Raw genomic sequence first — 23,479 nt, 5'->3', positions numbered from 1 at the left:
TTATTACCGCCGGTAGAATTTTCAAGGTTACAATTTTCTAATGTTTTTTCTACTCATTCCTTTACATTCATTATTAAAGTTTTAAAACCTGCTTGAGCTAAATATTTATGACCGTTATCGGACATTTTAGATATTGTATTTTGTATTTGTAAAGTACCAGTAGCTAATAAATTTAATATATTATTTGCTTCAAGCGAAGGATTAGCACCAAATTTAACTAGATTCTCAATTATTTTATAATATTTATCCATTTGAGTTTGAAATAAACTTATATTTTGATTACTCGGATTATTAGTAATAAGCTGATATTTATTTAAATATGTATTTAAATAAATATTTATTGTAGAATATAAAGCAATATGATTATCTTGACCAAGATCATTAATATCTAAACCTAATTGTGTAAATTTTTCAATTTGTGTCTTACGGAAATCATCAGAAATATGCGACTCCATAGCAAGCAACACGGAAAAAATTATGAATTTGTGCTTTCTCAGTTGAAACAAATTTTGCCATAAGTGCAGGGTTATGATGCAATACATCAATAACATTGGAGCTATTACTCCAAATACCACATTCAAGTATAGTATTACCGTTTGTATCTTTCTTATCCCAATTAGTGTCAGGGATGAGGATCATTTTGTTTAAATCTATACAGCAGTATTTTCTAAAACATTTTTAGCATTATGATCTTATTGTTGAGGTATTAAACTACAAAGAGCTTCAAAAATATTAAGTTTGCTGTTAACATTAGTTCCGTTTAATATAGCCGGTATTAATTGTATGTTTCCTGAAGTTAATAATTGAAAAGGTGTATACATAAAAGTCTCCAATTTATATTAATTTTTTATAAAAACTAATAAATGTCAAGTAATTATTAAAAAATTAACTATTATTTAATACCAAGGTGCGAGAGATAAATTTATTTTAATCCCTTTAACGGTAACATCAGCTTCTTTATCGGCAAGATATTTTTCTTCTCTGATTAAGGCGATTGCTTTATTGTGATAACTTGAGCATATTACGCCGATTTTATTGTTATCTGCGAGTATTTCTTCATCTTTAACTAATGAAGATAAATCTTCATCTGCTGTAATTTTATATATCTTTCTTCTTATAACTCCTTGATATTTAGCCCTTGAAATCACTTCCTGCCCGACATAACAACCTTTATCAAAACTAATTGCATTTAACTCCTCAGCACCATACATATTTGGAATAGATTTATCTGTGATTAAATCTTCCACACCATCTATTATTGCAAAATTATATTTATCTTCTAGGTATATTGGATTCCCGCTTTCGCGGGGAGACGTTGTTGAGGGGGGCGGTTCCCCCTCTGTCACCCCGTGGCTTGACCACGGGGTCCAGTCTTTTTTAATTATTTTCTGGATACCGAGGTCAAGCCGCGGTATGACATCGAGCTTATTTATTGAGCGGAAACCAAGCTTAGCATAACGAGGATCACGAACCGTAATTAGCGAGTCTATATCTAATTTTTGAAGTGAGTAGATAACTTTATATTCGTCACTACAATCTATTACTTGTATTTTTGAGCGAAATTTATAGAAGTTTAAATACTCTATCAAAGCAGCTTTATTACTTTTATCAATATCAAGGTAAATTGTCTCAGGGTTATGAACATACACGAAAAAATCAAATAAATATCTTCCTTGATTATTAAGCAAATAAGTATAGCAATAATTATAGTCAATTGATTTGGACTCGCCTACTGCGTTACTCGTCGTCTCGCCTATTATTATAGGTTTCGCTCCTCGCTCCTTATATCCGAATTCAACTGAATTGACTATACTCTTACAAATATCGTTAGTAATGAGATTTTGTAGGAACTTTACGGAATCGAAACCTATTATTTTGATAACTTCTCTATTACTTAATATTTCATACATAATTATAATATTATTGACTTTATAGGTTCCTAACTACTATACTCTAAATTTATATAAATTAAACTTAATAATCATGAGATGTTCATCTTACTGTACTTCTTCCGAATATAAGATGAGTGATTTAGTTACTAATTTAAAAAAGATTGGTCTTGAACCTCAACATTTTGACGATGTTTTATATATTCGGAAAGAGATAAATAAAGATTCTGATTTTATAGAGATATTTTTCTTTCCGTTTGGTTGTGTAACTATTTGGGGCGGCGATGAAATTCAAGAAAAAATAGTTTTAAGTGATACTGATTTAGTACCAGTAAATAAGCTTAAAGAGCCGGTATCCGATTATATTTATTTTGAATATAATACGGAAGTCAAGAAAACATTTATTGATGAAGAAAAAAATAAAATAATCTTAGCAGATAAATCAGTTTTTGTTAAACTTTCTATTTCCCATGCTCTTGCACAATCGATTAAACTTAGCGTTCTTGAGCAATCTGTTAGTAACTTGATTGTTCAGACAACCCCTATACAACAGGAACTAGCTAGAACCGGTAGCGTATCGCTTTCTAAAAAGGAGATATTACAGCAAATAGGTATATTGTTTAATGAGCGTTATTCAATCAGTTTGCATAGCGATATATTCGATACTCCGGAATTCTTTTGGCGTCGTCCGAGTTATGAGCCTCTATATCTCATGACGGCAGAGTTTCAAGACATAGAAATACGGCAAAATATAATGAATCATCGTCTTAATATGATTCACGAGCTTTTAGACATTCTTTCAAACGATCTTAATTATAAACATTCCACCAAACTTGAGTGGATTATTATTATTTTAATCGGTCTTGAAGTTGTTCTGTCGTTATCTCATACTAATCTTTTCTTAAAAATTATCGGAGCTTTATAAATAGCTTCTATGCAAATTATCGATAATCAAAAAACATTAGAAGAATTTTGTAACCGGTTAGCAAATAAGGCATGCTTAAGCATAGATACGGAATTTGAGCGTCGCTATACTTATTATGCTCAGCTTAGTATAATTCAAGTTAAAGCAGAAGAATATTGCGGAATAATTGATGCATTAAGCAATTTAGATCTGAATATTTTTAATAAGCTGTTTGCAGATAATAATATTACTAAAATATTTCATGCTCCTCGTGAAGATTTAGAGATTTTCTATAATTTATTTAAAACACTACCTGCTAATATTTTTGATATACAAATTGCAGCAAATATTTGCGGATTCGGTAAACAGCTAAGCTATGATGACCTTTGCTATAAGCTAATCGGTATTACTATCGATAAAACCCATCAAAAATCTAACTGGCTAAAACGCCCTATTACTAGTGATATGTTAAATTATGCAATGTTAGACGTGGAGTATTTGTATAAGATATATAAAGAGTTAAATAATATAATTATTAGAAATAATTTAACTAATAAATATCAAACTACTCTTAGTTCTTTATTAGATGTTAGAAATTATAAGGTTGAGCCGAAAGATGCTTGGAAAAAAATAAAATATAGAAGTGATTATAAGAGTTTTAATCACAAAATTCAAATGCTTGCAGCTTATCGTGAAGAGAATGCACAAACTATAAATATTCCTCGTAAGCATTTTATTTTAGATGAAGATTTAATAAAGCTTAGTAAATACCCGCCATTGAATCACAAGGATTTTAAAAATCTAAATTTAAAAAGCAAATATTTACACAAACAAAAATATAAAGATGAAATAATAAATTTGTGTAATAACTTATAAGAAAAAAGCTATAAATCAAATAACTTGTAGCCTATTTTATGAATAGAAAAAAATTAGCCAACTAATGTAACTTGTATCTCACTATCTTGTACTACTTTGACATATTCGTTGTATACATCATCAGGCAAGTTACTAAATGCCTGATCTATGATAAGTGTCCCTACTCCTACTAATGCTAATTGAAAGCAAATATCTCCAGTCTGAGTATCGCCGGATATTTGTCCTGTTTCTAGCCAATCTCCAACTGCTTGTGCAAAAAAAGCAAAAGGTACACCGGTCAATACGACAATTTTTTTTATTATATCAACCATTTTACCCTAAGTTGATTTTTGTAATAATAATATATAAATATAATATTTTATACAATAAAAAAAGTTAAAAAAATTAAGGTTATTATACCGAAATCATAAATTTAAGCTTATGATCATGAGATTCAATCAGAAAATTATCTATTAATTGTTCTTTTAAACAAACTCCGGCGGTTAATATATTTTGGTTATTATTAAGATATCGGTCAAAATGTCCTTTGCCGTATCCAAGTCTATAACCCTCCTTACTAAACGCAAGTCCTGGGATAATAACTAACTCAGGAATAAAAAAATTATTATTTATAGGTTCATAGGTTTTAAAAGCCCCTAAAGCCAATTGATCGTTATAATGATAAGGACAATATTTTATCTCATTTTTTATGATTTTTGGTAGGAAGAATCTTATTTCAGGATGTAAGTTTGTTATTTCAAGTAAGTTAATTTCGTATTTTAGAGGAAAGTAAAGTCCTACTGTCTTTACTTTTAACTCCTGTAATAACCGGCTAATTTTATTGATTAGAGAGTTTTTGACTAAATTGGAATTAATCTTATCTTGGTTTTTTATTAAAAATTCTTTAAAATAAAGACGCAGCTCTTGTTTAGTCATAAATATCCTTAAATTCGTCATTGTGAGTGACTGAAGGCCTTGTGGTATGGCTCGCTTCATCTCTGTCATCCCGCGACTTGTTCGTGGGATATAGTTAAAAATACTAATAATATTAGTATTTTTAGTGGTTTTACTGGATACCGTGGTCAAGCCACGGTATGACACCGAACTGGTTTTTCAAGCCATGCAACAACGCCGCGACTGCAAGGAGCGTGACAATCTCATAAAGCAGGACTCCTGAGATTGCTTCGTCAAAATTTACAGTTTTTCCTCGCAATGACGTAGAAATATATCACATATTAATAGTCCTCTTATCTACACTAAGTGCTGCCTCTTTTATAGCCTCGCTTAAAGTTGGGTGAGCGTGGCAGGTTCTTGCTATATCTTCTGAAGCTGCTCCGAATTCCATATAAGCCGTAAGCGCGGCAATTAACGTACCTGCATCAGCTCCTATAATATGAGCTCCTAAAACCCTATCGGTTTTACTATCGGCAAGGATCTTAACCATCCCTTCCGTACTACCGATTGCTCTTGCTCTACTATTTGCTAAAAACGGAAACTTACCGACTTTATAATTAATGCCTTTTTCTTTTAGCTGTTCTTCCGTTTTACCGACGCTTGCTACTTCAGGATAAGTATATATTACGCTTGGAATTAAGTTATAGTTAACATATCCTGCCTGCCCTGCCATAATTTCCACGGCAGCTACAGCCTCTTCCTCGGCTTTATGAGCAAGCATAGCTCCTTTTACCACATCACCGACTGCGTAAATATTTGAAATTGCTGTTTGGAACCGGTCATTAATCTCAATGTTACCTTGCTTATCCGTAATAATACCGACAGACTCAAGTCCTAGATTTTGCGTATAGGCTTTTCTGCCTACCGCCATCAACACAACATCGCTTGTTACTACCGAACTCTTACCGTCCTCCTCTATTGTCAGATTTACTTTTCCTGACTTTACTTCAGCAGATAGCACTTTAGTGTTCAGTTTAAACTCTATACCTTGTTTTTGCTGTAGTTTCATAAATTGTGTAGCAATTTCTTTATCAAGCATAGGTACAATGCTCGGTGCATACTCAATAACCGTTACTTTAGCTCCCAAACGACGCCAAACTGAACCAAGTTCTAAGCCTATATACCCTCCGCCGACTACTATTAAATTCTTAGGTACTTTAGAAAGTTTCAAAGCACCGGTAGATGAAACAATAAATTCTTCGTCTATTTTGATATTCGGTATTTCTATGATGCTGGAACCTGTAGTAATTAGGATATTTTTGGCTTTAATTGGCTCTTTATTTACTTCAACGATATTACTAGAGATAATTTTAGCTTCACCTTTTATCCTGGTAACTTTGTTTTTGGCAAATAGACTTTCTATACCTTTTGTAAGATCAAGAACTACTTTATCTTTATTAGCTAGCATTTTTTGTAAGTCTAGTTTTACGTCTGCAGTAATACCTATATTCTCAAAATGTTTTAGAGCTTCTTCATATTTTTCGGAAGAATTAAGTAAAGCTTTCGATGGTATGCATCCTATATTTAAACAAGTGCCGCCAAGAGTATCGCTTTTCTCAATACACGCTACTTTCATACCAAGCTGAGTAGCCCTAATACTGCCTGTATAACCGGCTGGACCGCTACCTATTACCACTAAATCAAATTCTTGCATATTTGTTTGACCTTAATAAATTGTTGGATCGTCATTGCAAGCAGCCATAGGCTGCGTGGCAATCTTGTCAAATATCCTGAGATTGCTTAGTCAATTACTTACATAATTTCCTCGCAATGACGTAATACTGCTAAAAATACACCACTATCACCTTTATAACAACTTTAATCTTATACTATTCTTATGTGGTGAAGCAATAAAACTAATTAAATTAATATTATCTTCAAAGCCTTTTGTATAATTTTGTAGTAAAGAAAACATCTTTTTAGAAATAGCATAATTATGACTAGTATTTAGTGAATTTGTCTCACCTATATTTTTTATTTCTCTCATTAAAGCTAAAGGATTATCAAATTTTAGCTCTATATTTTCATAGTCAACAATTACTTCGGCAAATCTTGCTTGCGAAAATAAGATCGGAACATGATCAAAATGAATAAAAGGAGCAATATGAGGAGAGTGTTTAAAATCACTTGCTATTTCGGCATCTATTAAGGATTTACGTAAATTCTTTAAGCTATTTCCTCCGACAAAATTACCGATAAAAATACCGTCAGACTTTAAAAATATTCTTATATTAGATAAAAAGCGTTGTACATCATTTATCCAGTGTAATCCTAATGAATAAATAATTAAATCAAAAGAGTCTTTTGGCAATTCTAAATCTTCATCATCGATTAATAATTTATGATTATGCTCAAAAGAATCAAGCAATAAAGGCGACATATCTGTTAAGGTAATATCGGCACTTCGATAAGCATTTTTTAGTAAGCTCGTAAGGTAACCGCATTTAGCTGATATTTCTAGAATATCCGAAAAATCCTTATCAATTATCCCTAGTCGACTTATTATATCATTAGCTGCATGCTTGATGAATAAGCTGTTACTTATCCCCTCTACTGCATTATTTCGGTGATTTTTTAGCTTTAGTCTGTTGAATATATAATCCTCTCCTATCTTGAATTTTCTCTCCTAAAATTGTTGGTGGCGGTCGAGAAATAAAATCCCCTAAAAATCTCCTAGCAAACTATTTTGAACAAGCTCTCGCTGTCTTGCAGTGCGAATATCATCCCCTTTAACTCTATCTAGTCCTTCAAAATTCTTCTGAATATCTACAATTATAGGTTTCGTATTGTTATTATTAGGCGATAAAGGTTCTAAACTCAACAGGCTTTCTTCTGTAGGATTTAAATCCGAAGTTAGATCAAAATGCTCTAAGTAGACAGGTTTTAGTTGTTTATCATTACTAGAAACTTTTTTTCTTTCTATCGCTGAAACATTGTTCTCGGTCTTATTAGATTCTCCTAGAGATTTATAACTACTTATACACAACAATACTAATATAAATTTCTTTAACATAAATAACCCTGTATATTATTACAGTTAATATAAATTACATAATATATGAATCAAGTACTGAAATAAATTAAGGGAATTATATACTTGTATAACCTATATTTTCTTTTTATTTACCCAAGATGTAAATTCAGACATACTAAATACTTCTATTAAATTACTGCCAACTTGATCCTTGAGCCATTTCAAGGCTTCTTTTTTATATCCATCACCATCAATTGTTATTATAGTATCATAAATTCCTTGTTTTTTTATGTTTAGCACAAGATAAGGATATTTTTCATCAACCGCTCCTCCTGATTGTTGCCACTTAGATTCTATAACTAGGCAATTGGGGTGACGTTCTAGATGATATAATATAAAATCGCATTTCCATTTAGTATCATAAATATTTTTGCCAACTTCAAACTGTCTAGTATAAATAGGCTGCTTAAGGATCCTAGCTGCACTAAATCTTTTATTAGGTACAAAACAATACCCTTCTCTTTTTAGTCGATCATGTATAAAAATCTCAAGTTTGTTTCCAGTTTTATTAGCTTGTAAAATTGCAATTTGTTTTACCATTGTACTAATAATTTCTTATTAAAACTTCATTAGCTCCTTGCCTACTGTCGGATTTACAATTTATGCTTCTTGATGCATTTACTATTCTATACTAAAAGACTTGTATAAGTTCTTTATAAAAATCGCTATCTGAATTTGAAAGCATAAAATATACACCTTTCTTATTTAATGCTCTGCATTTTTCATAAAGCTTAACCTGATCTGCCTCTGTAAAGCCAAGCTTTGTATATTTTGTAAATGAAGTATTATTAATAGGTTGATATGGCAGGTCTATATAAACGAAATCTTTAGGCTTAGGCGAAATATTGCTGAAATCCTGATATATTATTTCAGCATTTTGTAAAGCTTTACTACACACAAGTATGTTATCCTTATCAAGAATATTAGGATTCATATAAGCTCCCATCGGGACATTGCATTCTCCCTTGCTATTTACTCTATAAAGACCATTATAGGGTTATCGCTATTTGCGTTCTTTCTGACAGCATAGTAATAATCTTGAGAGTGATTAGCTTTATGCTTAGCTAACAGCTCAATTAATGCTCGAGCTTCATCCTTAACTGCCTTGTGATGTAATAATTAAATCTAAGTTTATATTTGATATAATAGCTTTGTCTGGAACAAGTGCAAAAAAAGTGCTCCTCCTCCTATAAAAGGCTCATAATGATTATTGTAACTAGCAGGTAAGCGTAAGCACAACTCTTTGATAAGGCTTCTTTTTCCTCTGCCCATTTTATAAATGGTTTAGGGATTTCGTCTTCTTCAATCTCTGGAGAATTAATTTTTAACGGAGCTTGATCTATCATTGCTAAAGCCTCGTTAAAAGATAATTCTCCGTTTTCAACTACTTTGAGTTTCATACCGACCTACCAAAGGCTTTATAAGATAAATAATTACCTGTATTTAAAAGTATAGCATTAAACATATTACTTACATTATAGTTTTTATGGTTGCACCTAAATACAAACTCGTTTAAATATCTCTCTATGTGTTTTTTGCTAATAGAATAAGATCCGATTATACCACGCTTAAACACCGCCCAAAAGCTTTCTATCGTGTTTGTGGACACAGACTCTCTTATATATTTACCTAAGTCGTGATTTATATATTCATGATTATATAAAGCTCCCCATTCATAAGATAAAATAATTGACCCTATTAGAATATTATTTATTGCAATTTTTTCTATGGTCTTTGAATTAACCTTTGTTATAACTTGAGCCTTAGCGTTACCGTTTCTCTCTATCATGCCGATTACAACGGTTTTTGTCTTTGTGCTGCGACCTTGTGTACCTTTAGTTTTTTTATTTTGATGTTTGTTCTTTTCTTTGCCACCAATATACGTCTCATCTCTTTCTGCAGTACTTTTTAAAGGAATACTAAAACTTTCTAGTTTAGTCACTTCTCTAATCCTATGAAGCATAAACCATGCAGTTTTTTGGGTAACATTAATATCTCTTGAAAGCTGTAACGATGATAAACTTTTTTTAGCGTAGTAACTTGCAAAACTGCTGTAAGTTATTTCTTTAAAGAAATCTTACTATTTTCAAAAATTGTGCCGACTTTGATACTAAGACGCTTTTTACATGCCGAACATTTGTGATTTGTTCCATCCGCATAATGAAAAATCTTTTGGGTGCCGCAATACGGACAATAAGCTCCGTTAGCCCAACGTATATCAGTAAAATAATCTATGCACTTTTGTTCAGTAGGTAATTTTTCGAATAAATCAACAACACTTTTAAAATCTAACACTTAACTATACTAACGCAATTTTATATAAAATTATTATATCGAAACAATTTAGGTTATACAAGATATATAGTTGCCTTAATTAATTATTTCTAAAGATATTATCTTCGTATTTTTTTCTATAATATATTTTGTAATTCTCATTTCTTATATCATTAAACCATTGGTCTTGTTGTTTTTTAATATAATAATTTAGGGAATTAGATTTACTTTTACTAGTTTGAAAATTATCTTCACAAAATTTTAAAAAACCTGATATTAAAGTTTCTACTCCATTAGTCTCAGATTTTTTCTCAAGAAATTGCATAGAAAAATTAGTAGGATTATTATGTTTTAAATAAAATTGTTTATATTTCTCATGAATTTTATTTTCTTTTTTTATTTGTTGTTCTGAAAAAGATAATTTTTCCTCTAATAATTTATGAATTTCGGTACAATCGCTCCAAGGTAATTCTATTGTTAGTTGCTCTTCCTGATATTCAAAATTATCTTGAATATTGTTAAAATCGGCATTTACTTTTATCGCACTTACTAATATTAAAAAACATGTAATTAATTTAATATTCATAGAATTAATTAATTTTAGCAGGAACCGGTATCATAATACTACTTCTGTATCTTTTATTGCCACTAAAAAGTGATTTTTTTTGAACTTTGTTATTATTTACTGGAATTGTATCTTCTAAAGCCCCTTCATTATTATTTAGATAACTATGTAAGGATGCTTTATAAAGAGCCATATTACTTGCTATTTTAACTACGTCTTGTTTATATTTAAACCCTAAAGAATGTGTAGCCGAATGATAATGAGCTATCGCCTTGTGCCAGCTCCCTAGCTGATCATATTTTGAACGCAAAAATTCTGCACCGTAACGAATGTTATTATTTGGATCAAATGCCTGTTCAAGGGAATTAAAAGCCCCTAAATGATGCCTTAAGTTAATCTGCATGCATCCGACATCAATACTCTCTCGCCCTTTTATAAGCTCTATTCTAACAAAACTTACGGCTTCTCTTTTTGTATTAAAATAATAGCCTTTTCCTTCAACATTTACCGTCCAAGGCCATACTACTCTAATTTTACGGGTTGTATGTTTTTTTCCCGATTCCTTTAAAGCTATTGAATGTAACGTATTATATGGGATATTAAATTTTTTTTCAAAGTAAGGAAAAAGTTTTGAACATTTAAAGGATTCAGCTATTTCAGGATCGGCAATAGCCGGCTTAGAGAAGGGGATAAAAGATAATAATAGGAGTAGTATGGTTTTAACGTCATTGCGAGGAAAATTACGGAGTAATTGGCGAAGTAGTCCAGTAAAAAATTCTGATTTACAGAATTTTTTTATTGTTTTGCTGGATTGCCACGCTCCTTGTAGTCGCTCGCAATGACAATTTTGGCATAATTCCCAAACCATACCGGCAACGCTAAAATAACTTGAGTTACAATAAGATAAACTAGCCTACCATAACTTATCTTATGAAGCAAGGGAAGTTATAGCATTTAAGAGGTAAGGATTTAATCTAAATCCCAAGCAGTATCATTAGTGTTTTGAGGATTACCTAATATATCGGGTACCATATCCAACAAATTATTGATATCGCCTCCTGTCGCTTGCAAAAGATTACTTACTTGTGTTACAAAGTCTTCAGCAGTGCTACCTTGAGCATCTTGAGGATTAGTAGTCCCATCTAAAGCTTGCACTCCGGCATTAATTAATGTTACTAAAATCCTTAGCTTGCATACCTAAAATAGTATCTTCTGTACCGCTCTCTCCTCTATTAGAACTAGTAGAAGGTTGTATATGTGGTATTTCCTCTCTGTTAGCGTGAGCAGTTGCTTGATGAACCAAAGCTGCAAGTTGTTGATCGTTAAGATTATTTTGTTCCTTTGACATTTCTGGAGATATAGTAGAATCATCCTCAGATAGATCAATTAGATCTTCTTATTGCAATATAGAGCTTGTATCCACTCTATAGCTTAAAGCTTGTAACATTGAAAAATCATCATCTTTAATTACGCTTTCATACCATTTTTTATGTTCGTTAGCTGCATGTTTTGCATTTTCATTATTTTTATAATTATTTGGAATAGCGTATAAGCCGTATTCTCCTTTATCTGCTTCATCTATTATGATTTTAGCTATCTTCAGCGCATCTATACTTAAGTCAATATTTTGTTTAAAAGAAGTTTCAGTATCTGAGCGCCTTGTGCTGCCCCTTTATTATTTTCCCAGCCTCTTATTAAACTACAATAATCTATACCTGATGTTTTAGCATGCTCTAATACTGCTTTTATAGCTTTCCATTGATTATTAGCTTTTTCATTTTCACCTTGCTGCTCATCTTTAATAGCATTCTCAGCCCATTTAGCAAGTTGAGTATATGATGCTAGCTCCCCTACTGCATTAAATATGGATACATGTTTACCTGGATAATCTACTTTTATAATTATTTCAGATAGATCAAATTTTTGAACTAATTTCGGTAATTCAACAAGAAATTCATCATAATATGGTTTGTTTAAACTCCATTCTCTTCCATTTTGCTTGATTTCATTTATAGTTTCTTGAGTAAAGTTATATAATGAATATTTATTCATAATTTGATCCCTTTGTAATTATTGGTTAAATTTATATTTAAAAACCACGAAGCATGGTATTAAAATGCTTTAAATTGTTAGGTCCTGTACACTTTGATTAATGATTATAATTTTGAGATATTTTTTAGCAAAAATTAATAAGATTTTTGCAGAAATAATTATTCATATTTCAAAAAAATCTTATAATTTGCAGCTAAAAATAGCCATAATTATGATTATTCTATTACAAGAGTACAGAACCTAATTGACTGATCAAATAAAAATGTTTATTATCAATCCAAATTAAATGTAAAAGTATATTTTATGAAAGTTGTTAGCTCATTAAAATCGTTAAAAAAACGTGATAAAGATTGTCAGATCATTAAAAGAAGAGGCAAAATTTTTGTAATAAATAAAAAGAATAAAAGATTTAAAGCAAAACAAGGTTAATTAATCGTTTTTGGAGAAAAAAAATATACTCGATGAACTTGAAAAATTAGCTATGTCGTCTTTGTAAGTCCTCAGATGCTGAGTGTTTATTATATGCTCCGCTCCTCGGTTTGCAGGCTTCCTTGCTCTTTTTCAAGTTGATCTTCGTATATTACTTTTCATTTTACTTCAGAGTATATAATACTACTCTTGAAAGAAAAGAAATAAATATGGCCGGTCATTCAAAGTTCAAAAATATTCAGCATCGTAAAGGGGCTCAAGATAAAAAAAGAGCAAAAGTTTTCACTAAATTAATTCGTGAAATAGTTACTGCAGCTAAAACCGGTTCTTCTAATAACCCTGAAAATAATCCACGTCTTAGAAATGCTTTAACCGCCGCACGTAGTCAAAATCTCCCTAAAGAAAGAATAGATAAAGCTATTAATAATGCTAATGATTCTTCTAATACCGAAAATTATACGGAAATTAGATATGAAGGTTATGCACCGAATGGTATTGCTATAATAGTTGAAGCTTTAACCGATAATAAAAACCGCACTGCTGCAGAAGTACGCTCTAGTTTTACTAAATATGGTGGGAGTTTAGGCGAAACCGGTAGTGTCAATTATTTATTCAACCATTGCGGAGTTATTCAGTATCCAATAAATATAGCATCTAATGAAGATGTTTTAGAGGCAGCTATAGAAGCCGGGGGGCATGATATTATATCCGATGATACCACCCATACAATCTATACGGATATTGAAAATTTCTCTAAAGTTCTAGAATTTTTAACTAGCAAATACGGCATACCTGAAGATTCGTATATAGGCTGGATCCCATTAAATACAATAATTATAGATGATAAGGAAAAAGCTGAAAAATTACTAAAGCTTGTGGAAGTTTTAGAAGAAAGTGATGATGTGCAAAGAGTTTTTGGGAATTATGAGTTATCTGATGATGTTTACGAAATAATACAAGGAGAACCATGACTTATAACGATGCAAATTATCAAATAATTATTTTAGCAGCCGGTAAAGGTACTAGAATGGAGTCCGATTTACCGAAAGTAATGCATAAAGTCGGTGGAGTTCCAATGCTTGAAACGGTATTAAAGAATTCGCTTAACGTCACAAATGATGTAATTATAGTTTATTCAGAAGAACTTAAAAAACATTTAATGCCCTATGAAAATATGTGTCGCTTTGTACTGCAAGAAGAACCTAAAGGCACAGCTCATGCTACTTATGCAGCAATAGATTTAATTAATAAAAATAAAACAATATTAGTTTTATACGCTGATCATCCTCTTATTACTCCAAAACTTATGCATGAATTAATAGCTTATTTAAGCCTTACTAATTCTGCATTAGTGACTTTAAGCTTTGAGAGAGCAAATCCGGTTCAATATGGAAGAATAGCTACTGATAAAAATGGTGAATTTTTAGAGATAATCGAACATAAAAATGCAAGCGCAGAAGAGAAAAACATAAAACTTTGTAATTCAGGTATTATGGCTTTCAGTAGCGAAATTTTAAATAAATACTTACCTTTATTTGCTACTAATACTAACGGTCATAAGGAAGTTTATTTAACTGAAATAGTAAAAATATGTAAAAATCACGGTGAAAAAGTTTCATATTTATTATCTACTGATCATGATTTAATTGTTGGTGTTAATACTAAAAATGAGCTAGAAGAAGCTAATAATATTTTTTCTCAGAATAAGTCTTAGCTTTGTCGTATGGATACTCGAGTCGTCATTGCAAGCGACTAAAGGCTTTGTGGCATAGATCGTTTTATGTCATTCCCGCGAAAGCAGGAATCCAGTAAAACCTACAAAAAACTTGTTTTTATAGGTTTATTTTTTGGGATCCTTGCTTCCCCGCTGGGATGATATCGAGTAGGCTTTTTACTCTATGCAACAACATCAATACTTTGTGAGAATGACATAGGAAGCCATACAGGCAATGCTAAAAATTTTGGAGAGATGGCCGAGCGGTTTAAGGCGCACGCCTGGAAAGCGTGTTCACGGCAACGTGTCGGGGGTTCGAATCCCCCTCTCTCCGCCAGCTCAGTTTATGGTATGCTCGAATGATTTCAAGAATTGAATTTGTTATCAAATGGTGAGTGTGTACAGCTTATACTTAATAAGTGAGTACGTGAATTCATGAAGATAACAAAGAGCAATTCTTAAAAGCAGAAGAGGATGTTATGCTCGTTTATTTTCTTTATAATACTTAGTATATTGATCTAGTAAAATCCTAACCATTTTTTGATAAGGAACATGTGAAGTTGCTGCTTCTAATTTAAAAAATTCTACGCTCTCTTTACTTAAAGAAATGGTTACTTTTACTGAATCATCTTTTAATAAAAATTCTCTAGGGTGCGGCAAGAAATCTTTTACTATTTTTACTTCCCCTATTTCCCCATCAGTGTATTTTATTCTCGTGCTCATAAATTCTCTTACCTTTACTCCAGTATCCTGCTCTAAAAATTCTTATATGATTATCTCGGAACGTAAAACGGACTATTAAAATATTACCATCAACTTTACCTAAACAAAAATATCTTTTTTCTGTAATACTAACTTACCATGCTCTAGTCTGGACAGTTAGCCAATTTTTGTAGTTTATCGAACCGGAAAGCCAAATAGTAATCAAGGTTTCCACTGTCAAGTATTTAAAAGTTTCATATGCATTTGTTATTACATTTATAAAGTCTAAAAGCTTTTTACAAAGCTTATCGTCTACTAATTACCTCATATTGATAGTCTTTTAATTTCTATTTTTACTTTTATAATAAAAATAGCTGTATATTTATATTATTTTTTCTATTACAGCTATAATTTTATAAGTTACAATTATATACCTAAATAATCAATTAATTTATATTAAGTTATGGCTCATAAAGATTTATCACATTTAACAGAAGAACAAATCAAAGATTTAATAAAACGTTATTATAACTATGAGAAAATAGCTAATTTATTAGAAGAATTTAATGTTAATGTATCTCCCAATAGTTTAGTTAGTTTATTTCTGCTTGTTACGCATCATAAATTATTCTGTAAATACTGCCGAGATACAAATTTAGTTATTAAGCTAAAGAGTAGAAATTATTATAGCTATGTTTATGGAGAAACGAGTCTTGCTCTATTGGGTTCTATATGTAATCATAATAATAACTCTAGTTGTTCATGTGATAATTGTAAGAAAGCTATAAAACAGCAAAAACAAACTGAAGAAGAAGCAAAAAGACGTATTTTAATAGATACATTTTTGTATAAAAATATTAAAGCTCCGCCAATTGAAGAATTAACTCTAAAAGATGCTTTATATTTATTAAGTGTAGTAGAACATTCTGCTTCTGAAGACCTTGAATTTGTAAAGCCATATTTAAAAGGATATTCTGTACCGAGTTTAGCACCGGACGAAGATTTAAATGATCATATTGTAGGACATCTAGGTCGTAGAGGTTTTGTATTAATTAATCCTTTAACAAGCAGTCTTGATGCCTTCAAATTCAATCAAGAAAAAGCATTAACAGAATATTATCCAAACAAAGTTTTATGGGATCTTTTGCCTAATATGGATATTGAAGAAAAAAAAGAATATTTAAATTCTGTGCGAAATATAAATATAGTTAAAGGCGAATGGTCTTCATCATGGAAAAAAGAAGTCAGTGATATATGGAATCAAATTGCTAAATATGAATGTATAGAAAATTTTAAATATTTATGAAAAAACATAAATTTTCCATAGATCAATATGGAGAGAAAGCAGTTTTAAAAGCTTTCAACATTTTATTACTATTTTTTTCAGTAGGGCACGTGTTTAATTTATCATGGCCAGCAGTATGTAATACACAATATTATATCTCATTGAAAGACGATGAATATGATGCAGATAACATCGTTAGTATAATTATAAATAATATACATAAAAAAGTAAGTAAAGCACTTGAGGAGAAGTGGACAATAAAAAATTCTAAAATAGAGTATCGCCGTTTACAAAGTGCAGTTAGCTCTACTTTTTTTGATTTGTTTTTAGGAATAAGGGATGAATATTTTGAGCGTATTATGCCACTTGAGTAAATAATAAATTTCTTAAAAATCTTAAAGAGATCATATTTGAGTGATAGTTTAATTCGTTGTATATCCTTTTAATTCTTCTTTAAAAATATTCCAATCCTCTTGCCAGTCTTCTAAACTAAGCGGCGATGGTAAAATCATTCGCGGCTTAATGGGAAAATACGAGAGCTTAAACCTCCATTTGATACCGTCTATAACTTTATTGTTTTATGCTCATGATCAATTTTAATGGCATAAACGTGACCGATCCAGTAAGATAAAGGTTTAGAGAAAAGTGTGTAGTACCATAAAGGAGAATCATAAAAATCTTGTTCTAAAGTGTAAAATGGGTAATTGAGTTTTATATCACCGTCTATAAACTCTTGTAATTCCTTATCCGAGCAATCAGTGCAGACGATGTGAAGCCAAGCATTATGTTTTGCATCTGTTTTATAATATGAATAATAGGGAAAGACGGATTAAAACAGTCTTTTTCAGCATTTGGGGTATAAGAAATATTAAATGCTATTCCCATAGAATTAACCTGTAGGCTTGTATGAGCATTTTTATATAAACAATTTCCTATATCATCAGCTACTTCATTATTTACGTCGGGATTATGCCAATGCAAAGCAAAATTTACTCCGTATAAAGTAAGTAAAAATATACTAAGAAAGATTGTTAATTTAAGAATGCTTTTAGGGTTTAACATTTTTAGTTATCTCTTTTGCTTCTTTCCAAAGCTTCAGCATAAATTCTATGGATTGTCCTTGCAGATTTGGCAGGTTATGCTTTTTGGTAAGCATTTTTATTGCTCTCATACGTTTCTCAAATTTTTCATTTGTCTTGCTAAGTGTTGTCTCAACATCAAACCCTGAAAAAATACACAACGAAATTGCCGTATGGAGCAAATCCCTTATTTCTTCTTGTACTCTTTCCGGTGGTTCGGCATCGTCAATAGTTTCTTTTATCTCTCTACATTCATCTATTACCTGCTCTAAAATCATCTCATGATCTGGCCAATCAAAATCATAGCCCCGTGCGTCTTTCTCAAGCAGAATTAAATTTTGTAGAGGATTGTTAGATTCTAGATTCTTAACCATATACACCATATTAAATTCATAGTTTTGTGGCTTTAAATTAAATAATGATTTAAAACCGCAAGCTTCATTGTATATTTACCGAATCCTTGGTTTTGATAAGGCTTATCTACTGCGAGTGACCTTAGTGCCGATTCATTTTCATTGAAAAATTCTATATGAGCAGTTGCAACGATTTTAACTCTTTTATATAACACAAAATGATAATGATTTTCTGCCGTTATAGTTGGATGGTTAGAATCGTATTTTATGTTTATAGTATCAAAGATTTGTTCAGCTCGTATACGATGGTATTGATGGTATTCTTTCCACTCGCTATAATGTGTGCAACGCATAAGCCTAATGGAGTTATTACTTAAGTGCATAATATATAGTGAAGTTAAAATTTTAAATGATTTTATGAAAATATTTAATAGTTATCGTGATTCAATTTTCATCAAAGATCATGTTAAATCGAAGCATATTATAGCAGGCGATTATTCTTATTATTCAGGTTATTATCACGGCACTGCATTTGATGATTGCGTTATGTACTTAGATGCAGAGGATAATCGCTATAAGTCTGATGAAATTGATAAGCTTGTTATAGGCAAGTTTTGCTCAATTGCTACCGGCGTTAAATTTATGATAGGTGGAACACAAGAACATAATTATAATTGGATAGTATTTTACCCTCTTGATTTTTTTAATGAAGATTTTGACAATTATGAAACCGTCCTGCCAAAAGCTTATAGACTTAAAGGTGATACTGTTCTTGGTAATGATGTTGGGATAGGTGCCGAAAGTATGATTATGCCAGGGATTAAAATTGCTGATGGTGTAGTAGTAGGAGCAAGAAGCTTATAACAAAAAATATCGGAGCTTATGAAATTTGGGGCGGTAATCCTGCTAAATTAATTAAAAAGCGTTTTTCTGATGATGATATAGGAAAATTATTGCAAATTAAATGGTGGGATTGGAGCGTTGACAAGATAAAGCAAAATCTATCGTTGCTAGGTAATTCTGATGTAGATGCTTTATGGCAAAAATTTGAGACCGGGTTATAACAAATTTCATTTCATACGATTTAGTAGTTTTTGTTTATTTTTTTGTATAACAGGGTTATTAGGATCTAACTCAATGGTTTTATTAAACGTTTCAATAGCTAAATTAAATTTACCTAATTCCTTTCAGGTAAATCCCTTACCTCTATATATTTCTGAATTATTAGGGTCTATTTTAATTGCTTCATTAAATGCTTCAAGAGCTTGTTCATATTGACCTGACTTATATAAATAAAACCCTTTATTATAATAATCTGTAGCCTCTAATGCCCGAATTATGTTAGTTTGAAAAATAATTAGCAATAAGCTAAATAATAAACAATATTTTTTCATAATTATTTCTCTATTTTTGATATGAAAATATAGTAACAAAAAACTATTTGCAATTGATTATAAGATAATTTTATGCTATTTAAGTGATTATTTATAATGAATATAGATGTATTACAAATAATTTTCCAATTCCTAAATTAAAATAGATTAGGAACCTTTAAATGTTATTCTCTTAAGCTTAATTTGTTTATCTTATAACTGCTGCGCTGGAATCATCCCTACTAATGACTTTGAATTAATAGAAGAGTATGTAAATAAAGCTGATAAAGATACTTTAGTTATTTTTGATGTGGACTAAGTATTGGTTATGCCGACCGATGAATTTGCCTTTAATGCTCCAATTAGAAAAGAACTAACTAAGCAACTAAAAGAAAAATATTCCGAAGATGAACTTAAATACTTATTCAGCCCCATTTTTAAAATTCGCAGAGTTCAGCCTGTTAATGCAAATATGAAAGACTTAATTAACCACCTAGAACAACGAAATATCCCAGCAATTGCTTTAACGGGATGGTGGACCGGTAAACATGGTTATATAACCGAAATGGAAAAATTTAGATTTAAAGACCTACAATAAAGTAGATATTTCTTTTATCAATACTTCACCTTTTAAAGAAGATATGATTTTTCCGGAATTTAAAAATAAAGACAGTATTCCTATGTTATATCATAATTGAGATTAGTTAAATATGAATCAAGTTATAATAATCAACGGTCCTTCTTGTGCAGGTAAAACAACAATAGCCAAAGAAATTTGTAGGCAATCTAATAATAAATTTATTTATTTACAAATTGATAAAGTCGGAACGTCTTATAGTATGATTTTTCCTACAGAATTTAAGTTTGCAGAAAATGAAGCCGGCACTGAAAACAATGATGATAGACTAAAAGGTCTTTTAATAATAATAGGTTAGCAAGAAGAAAAATTGTTGCGTTGATATTGCTTACAACCGCAAAAGCATTATTAGATAAAAATTTTAATATTGTAATCGATACGGCACTAGATGGTCCGGATGCTCAAAAATTTGCTAAATTTTATCTTAAATATCTAAATGGTTACAAAATAACCTTTTTAGGAATCTTTTATCCGGTTGAAGAACGATTAAAAAGATTAAAAACTAGAACTGACAACCTCTTCTTAACGGAAGATTTTGTAAGATTACAGAGTGGACAATATGATGTTTTTGAATCTTGTAGAAACTTCTATAATACTTGGTTCGATAGCTCAAAGTTAGGGGCTATAGAAATTTGCCTCTAAAATATTATCTATTTAATAGGAAAGCCCGGGACGGGTAAATATACTATAGCGAAAGAGCTTAGCAAAAGCGGTTATGTTATATGTGATAATCAGTTAATCAATAATCCTATTTTTGCTTTGCTTGGATATGACGGTTTTAAGAAGATTCCAGAATTTGCATTGGATACAACCGGACGTATTAGAGATCATGTTTTTGAGTTTATCGTGCAAGAACCTTTTAATAGTTATATATTAACCAATATCTTAGAAGATAATCAAGGTGATCATAAGCTTTTTTAAGTAAGTAGAAAATATGGCTTTGCAGCGTGACTCTCTTGTTGTACCGGTAAAACTACTTATTTTAGTAGGGGAAAATAATAAACAAATACAAAGGCCCGATAGAGTTTTGCGTTATAAATCTTTGAGTATTGAAGGAAACGCAGAGTTAATTAATATAACGCATCCTCATTTGTTAGAAATAGATGTTAGTGATCTAACGGCAAGTGCTTTAGCAGAGAAGATTTTAGAGCATACAAATAATATTGAGTAAATGAATAATATTTTAGATTACAAATCATACTACGATTTAATTGAGAATCTGAAGCTAGAAATCAAGCAAACACGAATTCGTGCACATTTAAGCGTAAATAAAGAATTGATAAAACTATATTGGAATATTGGTTTTCAAATAATTAAACGTCAAAAGCTTGAGAAGTGGGGAGCAAAAGTTATAGAAAATTTTTCTAAAGACTTATTAAAAGAATTTCCTGAAATGAAAAGATTATCTTATCAAAATATTTCTTATATGAGGTAGTTTGCTGAAGAATATAACGATGAACAAATCCTCCAACAGCTTGTTGGAGAAATTCCCTGGGGATATCAATATAGTCATTTCTCAAAAGTTAAAAATCATACTGAAAGGCTTTGGTATGCACAAAAAACTATAGAAAACGGTTGGTCATGTAACGTACTAACCTTGCAAATTAAAAGCAATTTATACGCAAGATCAGGAAAAAGTATAAATAATTTTGGACATACTTTACCGGCAATGCAGTCTGATTTAGCAAAATCAATTATAAAAAATCCTTATAATTTAGAATTTCTAGATATTAAAGAAAATATTTTAGAACGAGAACTAGAAAATAAGCTAATAGATAATATTAAGGATTTTTTTATTAGAACTCGGTCAAAATTTTGCATTTATAGGTATCAATACCATATAGAATTAGAAGGAGAGGATTATTACTTATATTTAGTTTTTTATCATGTTAAACTTAAATGCTATGTTGTTATTGAATTAAAAACAGTTAAATTTAAACCGGAATATGCAGAAAAACTAAATTTTTATTTAAATTTAGTAGATCATAAAATTAAAGATGAAACTGATAATCCTACAATTGGAATAATTCTATGTGAAGAAAAACGAAATATTACAGTAGAATACGCTATAGAAAGCTTGCAAAAACCTATAGGAATAGCACAATTTAAATTAACCGAAGAAATTACCTACGAAATTAAAAAGCTATTTACCTAGTCCAAAAGATTTAGCTAGGTTAAAGAAACGAAGAGAAAAAGGATAATTATGAGTAGTGTAAATATTAGTTTAGCAACTCCTAATAATATTACAAATATTTTACCTTTGATGGTTCAACTTGGCTATCCTTCTAGTTCAGAAGAATTAACAGCACGTTTTAAGAATTTTATAAATCGTGAGGGGTATGGTGTTGCTTTAGTTAGTTTAGATAATAAAATAGTTGGATTTATTGCTTGGTCTAAATCGCTGCTTTTCGTTTTAGATAAAACTAGAATTCATATTGAAGCTTTAGTTATTGATGAGAATTATCGGGGAAAGCAAATAGGTAAAAAGCTTATGGAATATTTAGAAGAAATAGCAAAAAAATATAGCCCCGTAATCGTTGATCTTACTTCTGGTTATCGACGTGCTAAAGACAGTACGCATATATTTTATGAAGTGCTAGGTTATCATAATTCCGGAGAAATGGCTAAATTATATTTAAGAAAAGAGTTATGAAGAATGAATCTGTAAAGAATATACGTTTAACCACTGCAACCGTTGTTGATTACCCTCTAATCCAAAATATGGCATGGTTTTATATATATGATATATCGCGTTATTGTGGGTTTGAATCAGATGAATATGATTGGACATTGCCAAGAGATGGTTTATATGAAGCTGATGATTACAAAAAATATTTTATAGAAACGGATAGGAAAGTCTATTGAATTAAAGTAAATGACGAAATAGCAGGTTTTATATTGCTTAATAAGGTTGGAACGCATTATAAAATCGATTGGAATGTGGGGGAATTTTTTATTATAGCAAGATTTCAAAATAAAGGAGTTGGTAGACAAGTAGCTAAGCAAATTTGGCAAATGCATAAAGGATTATGGGAAGTTGCAGTTATTCCTGAAAATAAACCGGCATTAATATTTTGGCGGAAAGTCATTAACGAGTTTACCAAAGGTAATTATCTTGAAGAAGTTAAACTTGTTCAAATGAGTGATTATAAGGCCGAAAGAGTTATTCTTGAATTTGGTGCCAATATATTATGAATATAAATTTTACTACAACCTAATCTCTGCTTTTGCTAAATCTTTTAAAGTGCGTGATCCGGTGCATAGCATGGTAATTTTAAGCTGCTCGATTATCAATTGTATCTCTTCGGAAAGCAAGCTTTCAGAAGTATCTGCCGCTTTTAAAAATTGACCGGCAAGTCCAAAAATATTAGCTCCTATAC

The 23,479-nt window shown here is 30.8% G+C and carries 35 protein-coding genes, 1 tRNA gene and 7 pseudogenes; 18 read left to right on the top strand and 25 right to left on the bottom strand.

Annotation, left to right across the window (positions count from 1 at the left end; translation table 11 throughout):
• Positions 1-56: 56 nt before the first annotated feature.
• The 4 genes and pseudogenes from RGRA_RS09040 to ygfZ all read right to left on the bottom strand — a co-directional run.
• Positions 57-251 (bottom strand): annotated as a pseudogene (locus tag RGRA_RS09040) (ankyrin repeat domain-containing protein); the annotation flags it as partial.
• 17 nt (positions 252-268) lie between these two features.
• Positions 269-639 (bottom strand): annotated as a pseudogene (locus tag RGRA_RS09035) (hypothetical protein).
• A gap of 53 nt (positions 640-692) precedes the next feature.
• A complete protein-coding gene (locus RGRA_RS14110) occupies positions 693-821 on the bottom strand; it encodes a hypothetical protein (RefSeq protein WP_017442867.1) in 129 nt (42 codons plus the stop codon).
• A gap of 75 nt (positions 822-896) precedes the next feature.
• Positions 897-1,910 (bottom strand): CAF17-like 4Fe-4S cluster assembly/insertion protein YgfZ, encoded by a 1,014-nt coding sequence (gene ygfZ / locus RGRA_RS0104905; RefSeq protein WP_017442866.1) that lies wholly within the window; start codon positions 1,908-1,910, stop codon positions 897-899.
• Positions 1,911-2,022: 112 nt separating this feature from the next.
• Here ygfZ and RGRA_RS0104900 point away from each other — a divergent pair, with 112 nt between their 5' ends.
• Together RGRA_RS0104900 and RGRA_RS0104895 are read left to right on the top strand one after the other, a co-directional pair.
• Positions 2,023-2,814, top strand: coding sequence for an RMD1 family protein (locus RGRA_RS0104900; RefSeq protein WP_017442865.1), 792 nt, complete (start codon positions 2,023-2,025; stop codon positions 2,812-2,814).
• Between the two features lie 9 nt (positions 2,815-2,823).
• A complete protein-coding gene (locus tag RGRA_RS0104895; RefSeq protein ID WP_017442864.1) occupies positions 2,824-3,669 on the top strand; it encodes a ribonuclease D in 846 nt (281 codons plus the stop codon).
• A 53-nt stretch (positions 3,670-3,722) separates the two neighbouring features.
• On the opposite strand, the gene RGRA_RS0104890 is transcribed toward RGRA_RS0104895, so the two are convergent.
• The 15 genes and pseudogenes from RGRA_RS0104890 to RGRA_RS10655 form a co-directional block, all read right to left on the bottom strand.
• Entirely contained in the window at positions 3,723-3,950 is a 228-nt protein-coding gene (locus tag RGRA_RS0104890; RefSeq protein WP_024547324.1) for a hypothetical protein, read from the bottom strand.
• 112 nt (positions 3,951-4,062) lie between these two features.
• The gene (locus tag RGRA_RS0104885) at positions 4,063-4,584 is read right to left on the bottom strand and encodes a 5-formyltetrahydrofolate cyclo-ligase (protein ID WP_017442862.1); all 522 of its coding nucleotides are present in this window, start codon (positions 4,582-4,584) and stop codon (positions 4,063-4,065) included.
• A gap of 292 nt (positions 4,585-4,876) precedes the next feature.
• The gene (lpdA, locus tag RGRA_RS0104880) at positions 4,877-6,256 is read right to left on the bottom strand and encodes a dihydrolipoyl dehydrogenase (RefSeq protein ID WP_017442860.1); all 1,380 of its coding nucleotides are present in this window, start codon (positions 6,254-6,256) and stop codon (positions 4,877-4,879) included.
• A 153-nt stretch (positions 6,257-6,409) separates the two neighbouring features.
• A complete protein-coding gene (locus tag RGRA_RS0104875) occupies positions 6,410-7,129 on the bottom strand; it encodes a methyltransferase domain-containing protein (protein ID WP_269077354.1) in 720 nt (239 codons plus the stop codon).
• Positions 7,130-7,160: 31 nt separating this feature from the next.
• Positions 7,161-7,615, bottom strand: a pseudogene (locus tag RGRA_RS09030) (hypothetical protein).
• A 93-nt stretch (positions 7,616-7,708) separates the two neighbouring features.
• Positions 7,709-8,176, bottom strand: a complete 468-nt coding sequence (locus RGRA_RS13530; RefSeq protein WP_017442857.1) for a PD-(D/E)XK nuclease superfamily protein — start codon at positions 8,174-8,176, stop codon at positions 7,709-7,711.
• A gap of 91 nt (positions 8,177-8,267) precedes the next feature.
• A complete protein-coding gene (locus RGRA_RS12585) occupies positions 8,268-8,570 on the bottom strand; it encodes a DNA adenine methylase (RefSeq protein WP_236609805.1) in 303 nt (100 codons plus the stop codon).
• A 197-nt stretch (positions 8,571-8,767) separates the two neighbouring features.
• A pseudogene (locus RGRA_RS14630) lies at positions 8,768-8,848 on the bottom strand (hypothetical protein); the annotation flags it as partial.
• Complete coding sequence (locus RGRA_RS0104855; RefSeq protein WP_017442855.1) at positions 8,824-9,036, bottom strand: hypothetical protein; 213 nt, start codon at positions 9,034-9,036, stop codon at positions 8,824-8,826. The pseudogene RGRA_RS14630 and the gene RGRA_RS0104855, both read right to left, overlap by 25 nt.
• Entirely contained in the window at positions 9,033-9,698 is a 666-nt protein-coding gene (locus RGRA_RS11840) for an IS1595 family transposase (RefSeq protein ID WP_157668030.1), read from the bottom strand. The genes RGRA_RS0104855 and RGRA_RS11840 overlap by 4 nt, the downstream gene beginning before the upstream one ends.
• Positions 9,695-9,931: a transposase gene (locus RGRA_RS14625; protein ID WP_017442854.1), complete on the bottom strand. Its 237-nt coding sequence runs from the start codon at positions 9,929-9,931 to the stop codon at positions 9,695-9,697. Before RGRA_RS14625 ends, RGRA_RS11840 begins: the two co-directional genes overlap by 4 nt.
• Positions 9,932-10,010: 79 nt before the next feature.
• Entirely contained in the window at positions 10,011-10,496 is a 486-nt protein-coding gene (locus RGRA_RS0104840) for a DUF2532 domain-containing protein (RefSeq protein ID WP_017442853.1), read from the bottom strand.
• 4 nt (positions 10,497-10,500) lie between these two features.
• Complete coding sequence (locus RGRA_RS0104835) at positions 10,501-11,343, bottom strand: lytic transglycosylase domain-containing protein (RefSeq protein ID WP_017442852.1); 843 nt, start codon at positions 11,341-11,343, stop codon at positions 10,501-10,503.
• Between the two features lie 101 nt (positions 11,344-11,444).
• Positions 11,445-11,862 (bottom strand): annotated as a pseudogene (locus RGRA_RS14620) (hypothetical protein).
• Between the two features lie 227 nt (positions 11,863-12,089).
• Positions 12,090-12,527 (bottom strand): hypothetical protein, encoded by a 438-nt coding sequence (locus RGRA_RS10655; protein WP_017442850.1) that lies wholly within the window; start codon positions 12,525-12,527, stop codon positions 12,090-12,092.
• A 303-nt stretch (positions 12,528-12,830) separates the two neighbouring features.
• On the opposite strand from RGRA_RS10655, the gene ykgO reads away from it, so the two are divergent.
• From ykgO to RGRA_RS0104795, 4 genes are all read left to right on the top strand, one after another.
• Complete coding sequence (gene ykgO / locus RGRA_RS0104810; protein WP_017442848.1) at positions 12,831-12,956, top strand: type B 50S ribosomal protein L36; 126 nt, start codon at positions 12,831-12,833, stop codon at positions 12,954-12,956.
• A 209-nt stretch (positions 12,957-13,165) separates the two neighbouring features.
• Complete coding sequence (locus RGRA_RS0104805; protein ID WP_017442847.1) at positions 13,166-13,927, top strand: YebC/PmpR family DNA-binding transcriptional regulator; 762 nt, start codon at positions 13,166-13,168, stop codon at positions 13,925-13,927.
• Complete coding sequence (locus RGRA_RS0104800) at positions 13,924-14,670, top strand: sugar phosphate nucleotidyltransferase (protein WP_017442846.1); 747 nt, start codon at positions 13,924-13,926, stop codon at positions 14,668-14,670. Before RGRA_RS0104805 ends, RGRA_RS0104800 begins: the two co-directional genes overlap by 4 nt.
• Before the next feature lie 249 nt (positions 14,671-14,919).
• Positions 14,920-15,007 (top strand) — tRNA-Ser (locus RGRA_RS0104795).
• A gap of 140 nt (positions 15,008-15,147) precedes the next feature.
• Here the strand turns inward: RGRA_RS0104795 and RGRA_RS13520 are convergent.
• Positions 15,148-15,393 carry a CopG family transcriptional regulator gene (locus tag RGRA_RS13520; RefSeq protein WP_017442845.1) on the bottom strand — a complete coding sequence of 82 codons (246 nt, stop codon included), beginning with the start codon at positions 15,391-15,393 and terminating at the stop codon, positions 15,148-15,150.
• Between the two features lie 442 nt (positions 15,394-15,835).
• On the opposite strand from RGRA_RS13520, the gene RGRA_RS13515 reads away from it, so the two are divergent.
• The gene (locus RGRA_RS13515; protein ID WP_017442844.1) at positions 15,836-16,678 is read left to right on the top strand and encodes a hypothetical protein; all 843 of its coding nucleotides are present in this window, start codon (positions 15,836-15,838) and stop codon (positions 16,676-16,678) included.
• Positions 16,675-17,031, top strand: a complete 357-nt coding sequence (locus tag RGRA_RS13510) for a hypothetical protein (RefSeq protein ID WP_017442843.1) — start codon at positions 16,675-16,677, stop codon at positions 17,029-17,031. Before RGRA_RS13515 ends, RGRA_RS13510 begins: the two co-directional genes overlap by 4 nt.
• Before the next feature lie 349 nt (positions 17,032-17,380).
• Here the strand turns inward: RGRA_RS13510 and RGRA_RS13505 are convergent, their stop codons facing one another.
• The 3 genes from RGRA_RS13505 to RGRA_RS0104760 all read right to left on the bottom strand — a co-directional run bounded on the left by RGRA_RS13505 (position 17,381) and on the right by RGRA_RS0104760 (position 18,442).
• Positions 17,381-17,719: a hypothetical protein gene (locus RGRA_RS13505; protein WP_236609804.1), complete on the bottom strand. Its 339-nt coding sequence runs from the start codon at positions 17,717-17,719 to the stop codon at positions 17,381-17,383.
• Positions 17,706-18,014, bottom strand: a complete 309-nt coding sequence (locus tag RGRA_RS08985) for a MazG nucleotide pyrophosphohydrolase domain-containing protein (RefSeq protein WP_024547320.1) — start codon at positions 18,012-18,014, stop codon at positions 17,706-17,708. The genes RGRA_RS13505 and RGRA_RS08985 overlap by 14 nt, the downstream gene beginning before the upstream one ends.
• A gap of 128 nt (positions 18,015-18,142) precedes the next feature.
• Positions 18,143-18,442 carry a GNAT family N-acetyltransferase gene (locus tag RGRA_RS0104760; RefSeq protein ID WP_024547319.1) on the bottom strand — a complete coding sequence of 100 codons (300 nt, stop codon included), beginning with the start codon at positions 18,440-18,442 and terminating at the stop codon, positions 18,143-18,145.
• Positions 18,443-18,506: 64 nt separating this feature from the next.
• Between RGRA_RS0104760 and RGRA_RS08980 the strand changes: the two genes are divergently transcribed.
• The gene (locus RGRA_RS08980; protein ID WP_408005780.1) at positions 18,507-18,953 is read left to right on the top strand and encodes an LbetaH domain-containing protein; all 447 of its coding nucleotides are present in this window, start codon (positions 18,507-18,509) and stop codon (positions 18,951-18,953) included.
• Between the two features lie 323 nt (positions 18,954-19,276).
• On the opposite strand, the gene RGRA_RS0104750 is transcribed toward RGRA_RS08980, so the two are convergent.
• Positions 19,277-19,483, bottom strand: a complete 207-nt coding sequence (locus RGRA_RS0104750) for a tetratricopeptide repeat protein (RefSeq protein WP_017442837.1) — start codon at positions 19,481-19,483, stop codon at positions 19,277-19,279.
• Between the two features lie 307 nt (positions 19,484-19,790).
• Between RGRA_RS0104750 and RGRA_RS13500 the strand changes: the two genes are divergently transcribed.
• The 9 genes and pseudogenes from RGRA_RS13500 to RGRA_RS0104705 all read left to right on the top strand — a co-directional run bounded on the left by RGRA_RS13500 (position 19,791) and on the right by RGRA_RS0104705 (position 23,294).
• On the top strand, positions 19,791-20,060 hold the full coding sequence (locus tag RGRA_RS13500) for a hypothetical protein (RefSeq protein ID WP_017442836.1): 270 nt from the start codon (positions 19,791-19,793) through the stop codon (positions 20,058-20,060).
• Positions 20,061-20,172: 112 nt separating this feature from the next.
• Positions 20,173-20,397, top strand: coding sequence for a phosphotransferase-like protein (locus RGRA_RS13495; RefSeq protein WP_017442835.1), 225 nt, complete (start codon positions 20,173-20,175; stop codon positions 20,395-20,397).
• A gap of 26 nt (positions 20,398-20,423) precedes the next feature.
• Complete coding sequence (locus tag RGRA_RS13490) at positions 20,424-20,741, top strand: glycoside hydrolase family 25 domain-containing protein (RefSeq protein ID WP_017442834.1); 318 nt, start codon at positions 20,424-20,426, stop codon at positions 20,739-20,741.
• Between the two features lie 292 nt (positions 20,742-21,033).
• Positions 21,034-21,270 (top strand): hypothetical protein, encoded by a 237-nt coding sequence (locus RGRA_RS0104725; RefSeq protein ID WP_024547318.1) that lies wholly within the window; start codon positions 21,034-21,036, stop codon positions 21,268-21,270.
• Positions 21,271-21,666 (top strand): annotated as a pseudogene (locus tag RGRA_RS13485) (DUF1016 N-terminal domain-containing protein); the annotation flags it as partial.
• 30 nt (positions 21,667-21,696) lie between these two features.
• Positions 21,697-22,254 carry a PDDEXK nuclease domain-containing protein gene (locus RGRA_RS13480; protein ID WP_051354055.1) on the top strand — a complete coding sequence of 186 codons (558 nt, stop codon included), beginning with the start codon at positions 21,697-21,699 and terminating at the stop codon, positions 22,252-22,254.
• A 48-nt stretch (positions 22,255-22,302) separates the two neighbouring features.
• The gene (locus RGRA_RS0104715) at positions 22,303-22,752 is read left to right on the top strand and encodes a GNAT family N-acetyltransferase (protein WP_017442831.1); all 450 of its coding nucleotides are present in this window, start codon (positions 22,303-22,305) and stop codon (positions 22,750-22,752) included.
• The gene (locus RGRA_RS0104710) at positions 22,749-22,964 is read left to right on the top strand and encodes a hypothetical protein (RefSeq protein WP_017442830.1); all 216 of its coding nucleotides are present in this window, start codon (positions 22,749-22,751) and stop codon (positions 22,962-22,964) included. Before RGRA_RS0104715 ends, RGRA_RS0104710 begins: the two co-directional genes overlap by 4 nt.
• On the top strand, positions 22,965-23,294 hold the full coding sequence (locus RGRA_RS0104705) for a GNAT family N-acetyltransferase (protein WP_330216866.1): 330 nt from the start codon (positions 22,965-22,967) through the stop codon (positions 23,292-23,294).
• Between the two features lie 12 nt (positions 23,295-23,306).
• Here RGRA_RS0104705 and RGRA_RS11465 read toward each other — a convergent pair.
• Positions 23,307-23,479, bottom strand: a pseudogene (locus RGRA_RS11465) (type 2 isopentenyl-diphosphate Delta-isomerase); the annotation flags it as partial.

Source organism: Rickettsia gravesii BWI-1, from assembly GCF_000485845.1.
GTDB lineage: Bacteria > Pseudomonadota > Alphaproteobacteria > Rickettsiales > Rickettsiaceae > Rickettsia > Rickettsia rickettsii.
The sequence above is the reverse complement of the archived record's forward strand: the minus strand, read 5'-3'. Positions and strand labels throughout refer to the sequence as shown.

Bases quoted from the DNA above. Each gene is read 5' to 3' on its own strand.
- RGRA_RS14110 (WP_017442867.1), bottom strand. From the start codon at position 821: ATGTATACACCTTTTCAATTATTAACTTCAGGAAACATACAATTAATA.
- ygfZ (WP_017442866.1), bottom strand. From the start codon at position 1,910: ATGTATGAAATATTAAGTAATAGAGAAGTTATCAAAATAATAGGTTTC.
- RGRA_RS0104900 (WP_017442865.1), top strand. From the start codon at position 2,023: ATGAGTGATTTAGTTACTAATTTAAAAAAGATTGGTCTTGAACCTCAA.
- RGRA_RS0104895 (WP_017442864.1), top strand. From the start codon at position 2,824: ATGCAAATTATCGATAATCAAAAAACATTAGAAGAATTTTGTAACCGG.
- RGRA_RS0104885 (WP_017442862.1), bottom strand. From the start codon at position 4,584: ATGACTAAACAAGAGCTGCGTCTTTATTTTAAAGAATTTTTAATAAAA.
- lpdA (WP_017442860.1), bottom strand. From the start codon at position 6,256: ATGCAAGAATTTGATTTAGTGGTAATAGGTAGCGGTCCAGCCGGTTAT.
- RGRA_RS13530 (WP_017442857.1), bottom strand. From the start codon at position 8,176: ATGGTAAAACAAATTGCAATTTTACAAGCTAATAAAACTGGAAACAAA.
- RGRA_RS12585 (WP_236609805.1), bottom strand. From the start codon at position 8,570: ATGAATCCTAATATTCTTGATAAGGATAACATACTTGTGTGTAGTAAA.
- RGRA_RS0104855 (WP_017442855.1), bottom strand. From the start codon at position 9,036: ATGAAACTCAAAGTAGTTGAAAACGGAGAATTATCTTTTAACGAGGCT.
- RGRA_RS0104840 (WP_017442853.1), bottom strand. From the start codon at position 10,496: ATGAATATTAAATTAATTACATGTTTTTTAATATTAGTAAGTGCGATA.
- RGRA_RS0104835 (WP_017442852.1), bottom strand. From the start codon at position 11,343: ATGGTTTGGGAATTATGCCAAAATTGTCATTGCGAGCGACTACAAGGA.
- RGRA_RS10655 (WP_017442850.1), bottom strand. From the start codon at position 12,527: ATGAATAAATATTCATTATATAACTTTACTCAAGAAACTATAAATGAA.
- ykgO (WP_017442848.1), top strand. From the start codon at position 12,831: ATGAAAGTTGTTAGCTCATTAAAATCGTTAAAAAAACGTGATAAAGAT.
- RGRA_RS0104805 (WP_017442847.1), top strand. From the start codon at position 13,166: ATGGCCGGTCATTCAAAGTTCAAAAATATTCAGCATCGTAAAGGGGCT.
- RGRA_RS0104800 (WP_017442846.1), top strand. From the start codon at position 13,924: ATGACTTATAACGATGCAAATTATCAAATAATTATTTTAGCAGCCGGT.
- RGRA_RS13520 (WP_017442845.1), bottom strand. From the start codon at position 15,393: ATGAGCACGAGAATAAAATACACTGATGGGGAAATAGGGGAAGTAAAA.
- RGRA_RS13515 (WP_017442844.1), top strand. From the start codon at position 15,836: ATGGCTCATAAAGATTTATCACATTTAACAGAAGAACAAATCAAAGAT.
- RGRA_RS13510 (WP_017442843.1), top strand. From the start codon at position 16,675: ATGAAAAAACATAAATTTTCCATAGATCAATATGGAGAGAAAGCAGTT.
- RGRA_RS13505 (WP_236609804.1), bottom strand. From the start codon at position 17,719: ATGTTAAACCCTAAAAGCATTCTTAAATTAACAATCTTTCTTAGTATA.
- RGRA_RS08985 (WP_024547320.1), bottom strand. From the start codon at position 18,014: ATGATTTTAGAGCAGGTAATAGATGAATGTAGAGAGATAAAAGAAACT.
- RGRA_RS0104760 (WP_024547319.1), bottom strand. From the start codon at position 18,442: ATGCGTTGCACACATTATAGCGAGTGGAAAGAATACCATCAATACCAT.
- RGRA_RS08980 (WP_408005780.1), top strand. From the start codon at position 18,507: ATGAAAATATTTAATAGTTATCGTGATTCAATTTTCATCAAAGATCAT.
- RGRA_RS0104750 (WP_017442837.1), bottom strand. From the start codon at position 19,483: ATGAAAAAATATTGTTTATTATTTAGCTTATTGCTAATTATTTTTCAA.
- RGRA_RS13500 (WP_017442836.1), top strand. From the start codon at position 19,791: ATGCCGACCGATGAATTTGCCTTTAATGCTCCAATTAGAAAAGAACTA.
- RGRA_RS13495 (WP_017442835.1), top strand. From the start codon at position 20,173: ATGAATCAAGTTATAATAATCAACGGTCCTTCTTGTGCAGGTAAAACA.
- RGRA_RS0104725 (WP_024547318.1), top strand. From the start codon at position 21,034: ATGGCTTTGCAGCGTGACTCTCTTGTTGTACCGGTAAAACTACTTATT.
- RGRA_RS0104715 (WP_017442831.1), top strand. From the start codon at position 22,303: ATGAGTAGTGTAAATATTAGTTTAGCAACTCCTAATAATATTACAAAT.
- RGRA_RS0104710 (WP_017442830.1), top strand. From the start codon at position 22,749: ATGAAGAATGAATCTGTAAAGAATATACGTTTAACCACTGCAACCGTT.